4 protein-coding genes are annotated in these 6,446 nt (G+C 51.4%); 3 read left to right on the top strand and 1 reads right to left on the bottom strand.

Annotated features, from left to right (window positions below; translation table 11 throughout):
* On the bottom strand, nt 1-951 hold a 951-nt coding region (locus tag IQ260_RS25525), incomplete at its 3' end, for an ABC1 kinase family protein (protein WP_193995895.1).
* 52 nt (nt 952-1,003) lie between these two features.
* Here IQ260_RS25525 and IQ260_RS25530 point away from each other — a divergent pair.
* The 3 genes from IQ260_RS25530 to IQ260_RS25540 all read left to right on the top strand — a co-directional run bounded on the left by IQ260_RS25530 (nt 1,004) and on the right by IQ260_RS25540 (nt 6,097).
* A complete protein-coding gene (locus tag IQ260_RS25530; RefSeq protein ID WP_193995896.1) occupies nt 1,004-1,981 on the top strand; it encodes an alpha/beta fold hydrolase in 978 nt (325 codons plus the stop codon).
* Nucleotides 1,982-2,084: 103 nt separating this feature from the next.
* A complete protein-coding gene (locus IQ260_RS25535; RefSeq protein ID WP_193995897.1) occupies nt 2,085-3,707 on the top strand; it encodes a 2-isopropylmalate synthase in 1,623 nt (540 codons plus the stop codon).
* A gap of 146 nt (nt 3,708-3,853) precedes the next feature.
* Entirely contained in the window at nt 3,854-6,097 is a 2,244-nt protein-coding gene (locus IQ260_RS25540) for an NADP-dependent isocitrate dehydrogenase (RefSeq protein WP_193995898.1), read from the top strand.
* Nucleotides 6,098-6,446 lie beyond the last annotated feature (349 nt).

The following is a 6,446-nucleotide window of genomic DNA, read 5'->3' on the forward strand; positions in this document are numbered from 1 at the left end:
GCTGATAATCGCTAATACCATCTCAGTTAGCGTGGCTCGGGTCCGAGGATCGAGCCGCCCCATCATGCCACAGTCTAGTAGGGCCAGGCGGCCATCATTCAGGTAAAAAATATTGCCCGGATGGGGATCGGCGTGGAAAAAACCATCTATAAAATACTGTTGGAAAAAGGTTCGAAATAATAGCTGGCTGAGGGCATTGCGATCCACTAGCTGTCTGCCCATGGAGGCCGCTAAAATTGGCTGACCGTCTAACCACTGCATTACCAACACTTTGGGCTGAGTCAGAGGCCAAATAATTTCGGGAATTGTGAGCTGGTTAGGGGCAATCCAGGGGCTCTTGGCTAGGTTTTGACGCAGCTGGTCGGTATAGGTGGCCTCGGTGGTAAAGTCTAGTTCAGCTTTGAGGGCACTACTAAATTCGTCGGCCAGGGCGACTACGTTGTAACGTTGGCCAAACTGGGTGCTCGATACCAGTTTGGCAATGTCGCGAATCAGGGCCATATCCCGCCGTACTTGAACTTCAATGCCAGGTCGCTGAATTTTGAGGGCAACGGGTTGGCCATTTTTTAAGGTGGCGCGATGGACCTGGCCGATGGACCCGGATGCGATCGCACCATAGTCCACCGCTGCAAATACCTCCTCTGGATTTAGCTGCTGTCTCAAAAACGCCTGGATCGTCACCGCATCCACTGGTGGCACCGTCGACTGCAGAGCACTCAACGCATCAATATAGGCCGGTGGCAGTAAGTCTGGTCGCGTACTTAGCAACTGCCCAAACTTGATATATACCGGACCTAAATCCGTCAAAATATTGCGTAGAACAGCAGGCGGTGGAATATCGGGTTCTTCTGGAGCCTTACCTACCAGTAAACGCCGCATGTAGTCCCAACCGTGGCGTAAAAACACCTCTACAATTTCACCCTGACGGGAAATGAGATTTGGCGTTAGCATGCAGCCCTTAGGTAAAGTAGTGACGGTTTGATGCTAGCAGTTCCCATAACCCATGTGGCTACGTAATCTCATTCTCCTCTGCACAACGGCGTACCACTTTTGGTGCTGTCGCCAAGAAGACCAAACACCACCACCAGGGACGATCTATGACATTGGAGATTGCAAGCTTCATCTCTATCGCCGGGGGCGGCCCCATCCCAACCAACCCACCGTTATTTTGGACCACAGCCTGGGGGGCGTAGAAGGGTATCTGCTGATTGATGATATCGCCGAGTTTGCTGACGTGTGCATCTACGATCGAGCCGGCTATGGCTGGAGTTCCAATAGCCCTAACCCGCGCAATAGTGGCGAAATGATGCAGGAACTAGAAGCTCTATTACGCCAGGCAAATATTTCTCCCCCATACATTCTGGTGGGGGACTCCCTGGGCAGCTATACCATGCGTCTCTATGCCCACACCTACCCTGACCAGGTCGCAGGGCTGATTCTCACCGACGGTCTCCATGAAGATGGACTGGCCAGACTGCCCGCTAGCCTACAGCTGATGAAAGCCATCTTTACTGCCGGTTTTTTGATGTCTGTAGTGGGCTCATTCCTGGGCTTTATTCGGATTTTTCAGCAGTTAGGGCTGTTTCAAGTGCTCAGTCCCAGGCTCAGACAGTACAGTCAGACTCAGCTCGCCCCGGTTCTGCGTTCCTTTGTGCGGCCCAAGCACTGGTTCACCATGGCCCGTGAAATGTTTAGCCTCAACACCAGCCACGACCAGCTCAGCCAGGTAGAAAGTTTGGGATCTCTGCCAGTAATCAATATCAAGGCCAGCCACTTTTTTACCCCGACACCGCTACTCAAACCCCTGCCGTTAGAAGCAACCGATGAGCTTTGGACCAAAATGCACCGTGCTCTGATGCGGCTATCCACCCAAAGTCTGAGTCTGCCAGCCCAGGGTAGCCATTTTGTCTGGGTCGATCAGCCTGAGGCCATGCTCGAAGCCATTGACCGGATGCTGCTCAAATGTTCGCGGGGGCGCTAGCGGATCGTTTCAAGCCTTGTTACACCTTCATAACCAAATCGGGACCAAGCGGCAATGGGCACTTTACAATGGGTAGCATCATTACCTATCGCAACCGCCTCTGATGACTACCCAGCCTGATCGAGTTTTGATTTTTGACACCACCCTGCGGGATGGGGAGCAGTCGCCCGGTGCGACCATGAATGTCGAAGAAAAGCTAGCGGTGGCTCGTCAACTGGCCAGGCTAGGTGTGGATATTATCGAAGCCGGGTTCCCCTACGCTAGCCCTGGCGACTTTGAAGCGGTGCAACGAATTGCCAAAGAGGTGGGTACAGCTGACGGGCCAACGATTTGCGGGCTCGCCCGAGCCACTCAAAAAGATATCGAAGCTGCTGCTCGGGCCATTGCCCCCGCCGCTAGCGGTCGGATTCATACCTTCCTGGCCACTTCCGATATCCACATGAAGTATAAGCTCAAGAAATCGCGGGACGAGGTACTGGCGATTACGGGCGAGATGGTGCGCTTTGCCAAGGGCTTTACTGACGATGTGGAGTTTTCGCCAGAAGATGCAGGCCGTTCGGAGCCTGAATTTTTATATCAGGTGCTGGAGGTTGCGATCGCAGCCGGGGCCACCACCATTAATATCCCTGACACCGTCGGCTACCTCACCCCCAGCGAGTTTGGCGGACTGATCAAGGGAATCGCCGACAATGTGCCCAATGTGGACCAGGCCGTGATTTCAGTCCACGGCCACAACGATTTGGGCTTAGCCGTTGCTAACTTTCTAGAAGCGGTTAAAAACGGCGCTCGGCAGCTGGAGTGCACCATCAACGGCATCGGCGAGCGGGCTGGAAACGCTGCCCTCGAAGAGCTAGTCATGGCCATGCACGTGCGTCGTCAGTACTTTAATCCCTTCTTTGGGCGTCCGGCGGACTCTGAAACCCCGCTGACCAACATCAACACCACAGAAATCTACAAGACCTCACGGCTAATCTCCAGCGTCACTGGCATGCTGGTGCAGCCCAATAAGGCCATCGTCGGGGCCAATGCCTTTGCCCATGAGTCCGGCATCCACCAGGATGGCGTCCTCAAAAACAAGCTCACCTACGAGATTATGGACGCCCAGACCATTGGTCTCAATGACAATCTGATCGTTTTGGGTAAGCTATCAGGCCGCAATGCGTTTCGCAGTCGTCTGCAGGAACTGGGTTACGAGCTATCGGACCAGGACTTGAATAAGGCATTTTTGCGGTTTAAAGACCTGGCTGATAAAAAGAAAGAGATTAGCGATCGCGACCTAGAAGCCATCGTCAACGACGAAACCCAACAGGTTGCAGAGCACTTCCGACTAGAGCTGGTACAGGTCTCCTGCGGCAGCAGCGCTAGACCCACCGCCACCATCGCCATCCGCACCCCCAACGGAGAAGAACTGATGGATGCCGCCATCGGCACAGGGCCTGTAGACGCCGTTTACAAAGCCATCAACCGTGTCGTTGATATCCCTAACGATCTGATTGAATACTCGGTCCAGTCAGTTACAGCTGGTATTGATGCCATCGGCGAAGTTACCATTCGTCTACGCCACGACCAGCGGATTTATTCAGGACATGCAGCCAATACAGACATCGTTGTTGCGTCAGCAAATGCCTACATGCAGGCCCTCAATCGGCTGTATGGCTCCACTCAGATAGAAGGGACAGCCTTACATCCTCAGAGAATGGCAGTTCCTGCAGGAACTGGCGTTTAGCCGTAGCCCAGAAGCCGATCTGAAATCAGTTAATCAACGTCATTAGATGAACAATCCTAGGGGATACTATCTCCTAGGATTGATTCTTACGGGCAGCTTGTTCTACTCTGGTTGCCGAGGCACACACAATAGACAGGAAGAAGTACATGGCGAATCAAGTCTCTAGAATCATCTACACCCTGACGGATGAAGCTCCTGCCTTGGCAACCTACTCTTTTCTACCTATTGTCAACGTATTTACAAGGGCTGCTGACGTCACGGTAGAAACCAAAGATATCTCCTTGGCAGGACGAATTCTTGCTAATTTTTCAGATTTTCTGACAGCAGAGCAGCGGGTGCCGGATGCTTTGACTCAGCTGGGCGAACTGGCAAAAACACCCGCAGCCAATATCATTAAGCTGCCTAATATCAGCGCGTCCGTACCGCAGCTGCTGGCGGCTATCAAAGAACTTCAGGAGAAAGGCTATGGGGTGCCTGACTATCCAGCCAATCCCAAAAACGAGGCTGAGGCCGCTATTAAAGCCCGATATGCCAAGGTGCTAGGAAGTGCCGTCAATCCCGTTTTGCGAGAAGGTAACTCCGATCGACGGGTGGCTGCAGCCGTAAAACAATATGCCCAGAAAAATCCCCACAGAGTAGGGGAGTGGACAGCCGATTCTAAGTCCCATGTTGCCCATATGGACAGCGGAGATTTCTACGGCAGTGAGAAATCTGTTGTCATCCAAAATGCTGGCAACGTCAAGATTGAGCTAGTGACAACAGATGGCTCAATCAAGATCTTAAAAGAAAAAACAGCGGTGCTCGCGGGAGAGGTGCTTGATGCCGCTGTTATGAGAGTCAAAGCACTGCGTGATTTTTATCAAAAAGAGATTAACGCGGCTAAAGAAGAAGACATTTTGCTTTCTCTGCATGTGAAAGCGACTATGATGAAAGTGTCGGACCCCATTTTGTTTGGGCATGCTGTCACTGTCTACTTTGAGGATGTCTTTGATAAGTATGCTGACACATTTGCAGAGCTAGGGGTTAACCCCAACAACGGTCTGGGGGATGTTTATGCCAAAATCCAGTCCCTACCCGACACCCAGCGAGAAGCTATCGAAGCTGATTTGCAGGCCACCTATGCTAAGCGACCAAAGCTGGCCATGGTCAACTCCGACAAAGGCATCACCAATCTCCATGTGCCCAGCGATGTCATTATTGACGCCTCCATGGCAGCCTCCATCCGTACCTCTGGCAAAATGTGGGGACCGGATGGGAATCCCCATGACACTAAGGCCATGATTCCTGATCGGTGCTACGCCACCATGTACCAGGAATGTATTAAATTCTGTCAGGAACATGGAGCCTTTGACGTGACCACTATGGGTAACGTTGCCAATGTGGGTCTGATGGCTCAAAAGGCTGAAGAGTATGGCTCCCACGACAAAACATTTGAGATTCCGGCCAGCGGCACCGTGCGTGTTGTGGATGATGCAGGACAAACCTTGATGGAACACAGGGTGGAGCAAGGCGATATCTGGCGCATGTGTCAGACAAAGGACCTGCCTATCCAAGATTGGGTGAAACTAGCCGTCAATCGAGCCAGGGCAACAGGGTTTTCCACTGTTTTCTGGCTGGATGAAAATCGTGCCCACGACGCCAACCTGATTGCCAAGGTGAAACAGTATTTGCCCGAACATGACACCACGGGCCTAGACATCAAAATTTTGTCCCCTGCGGATGCGATGTGTTTTACCTGCGAACAGATCAAAGCTGGGAAAAATGTTATCTCCGTTACGGGGAATGTGTTGCGGGATTATCTCACTGATCTGTTCCCGATTCTTGAGCTGGGTACCAGTGCAAAAATGCTGTCTATTGTACCGCTACTGGCAGGTGGCGGTCTGTTTGAAACTGGGGCTGGTGGGTCTGCCCCCAAGCATGTTCAACAGTTTGTCAATGAGGGGCATCTCCGTTGGGACTCGCTAGGTGAGTTTTTAGCACTAGCGGTTACCCTAGAAGATATGGGTCGTAAAACGAATAACGAGAACGCTCTGATTTTGGCAGAAGCACTCAACAAAGCCAATAGCCAGTACTTAGAGAATGGGAAATCACCGTCTCGTAAGGTGAATGAGTTGGACAATCGGGGCAGCCATTTTTATCTGGCTATGTACTGGGCACAGGCTCTAGCGGAGCAGGATAAAAATCTGGAACTTAAGACCAAATTTGCCAAACTGGCTCAGCATCTAAAGGAGAATGAGGCCAAAATTGTGGATGAACTCAATGCTGCGCAGGGGCAGCCAGTAGATATTGGCGGGTATTACTCTCCAGATACGGAGAAAGCAAATCGGGCAATGCGACCTAGTAAGACACTCAATGGAGGTATTGGCATTGGCCTAAGTTCAGGCTGTTGACGTAATCAGCCAAGTGTATTCGTCGACCATTACGTTATGGAGGAGTGTTTCTCAAAAGTTCTTTCTATCCAAAAACCAACACTGGAAATAGCTGACTAGCTCTCTTACCTTCCAGCCAGCCATTCCAGCATTCATACGAAGGTCAAACCATGCAAAACAGCAAACCCCCGGCTGATGATCATAGACCAAAGGACAATGCCTTTCCAAACTTAATTCTTAAACAATAGTCCGGACAGAAAAGCGAGAGAAATAGCCAGAAAAGCTATTCAGGCACTAAGGTTTTGTTAACAGACAAACCCACCTGAATAGCCATGACATGCATCATACCGGGTCTACTACGAAAAGTGGG

Source organism: Leptolyngbya cf. ectocarpi LEGE 11479 (genome assembly GCF_015207065.1).
Lineage (GTDB): Bacteria > Cyanobacteriota > Cyanobacteriia > Phormidesmidales > Phormidesmidaceae > Leptothoe > Leptothoe ectocarpi.

Bases quoted from the DNA above. Each gene is read 5' to 3' on its own strand.
- IQ260_RS25530 (WP_193995896.1), top strand. From the start codon at position 1,004: ATGTGGCTACGTAATCTCATTCTCCTCTGCACAACGGCGTACCACTTT.
- IQ260_RS25535 (WP_193995897.1), top strand. From the start codon at position 2,085: ATGACTACCCAGCCTGATCGAGTTTTGATTTTTGACACCACCCTGCGG.
- IQ260_RS25540 (WP_193995898.1), top strand. From the start codon at position 3,854: ATGGCGAATCAAGTCTCTAGAATCATCTACACCCTGACGGATGAAGCT.